At 41.4% G+C, this 519-nt stretch carries 1 protein-coding gene and 1 pseudogene; both read left to right on the top strand.

What is annotated here, in order from left to right:
- The coding region (locus R7R24_RS30395; protein ID WP_318120675.1) for an adenylate kinase at positions 1-415 on the top strand (415 nt) is incomplete at its 5' end.
- 30 nt (positions 416-445) lie between these two features.
- Positions 446-519, top strand: a pseudogene (locus R7R24_RS30390) (histidine phosphatase family protein); the annotation flags it as partial.

Here is a 519-nt window from a genome sequence, read left to right as displayed (position 1 = left end):
GAAAGCGGGCTGGCAAGAAAGCACCGACCATGAGTTTTTCAGCAACTTAAAAACGGCCCTCACGCAAAGCGAATGGGTTTTGGATGGAAACTATTCTCGAACTGAAAGCATAAAGTGGCAAGACGTCGACACGATCATTTGGTTGGACTATTCAAGAACGGTGACGTTTTACCGAGCGATCAAACGTGCACTCACTCGTATTTACACAGAGCAAGAGCTGTGGGAAGGGACTGGTAACAGAGAAAGTCTGTATCGACTGTTTACAAAAGACTCCATCGTATTATGGTCTATTAAAAACTACGCCAAACGACGACAAAAATATCTTCAACTGAAACGTGAATTGAGCGGCTCACCCATTCAATTTGTTCATTTGACTAACCCGAAAAAAGCACAAGCTTATCTCGAAAAACTATAAAATAAGTAAAAGCTAAGAGAAAACAGATAGATGGACATTATTTTTGTGCGACATGGCGTGCCAGATTTTTCATTAGCTGATGAAAGATGCATGACGCAGTTAGA

This window comes from Vibrio sp. 704, from assembly GCF_033339295.1.
The sequence above is the reverse complement of the archived record's forward strand: the minus strand, read 5'-3'. Positions and strand labels throughout refer to the sequence as shown.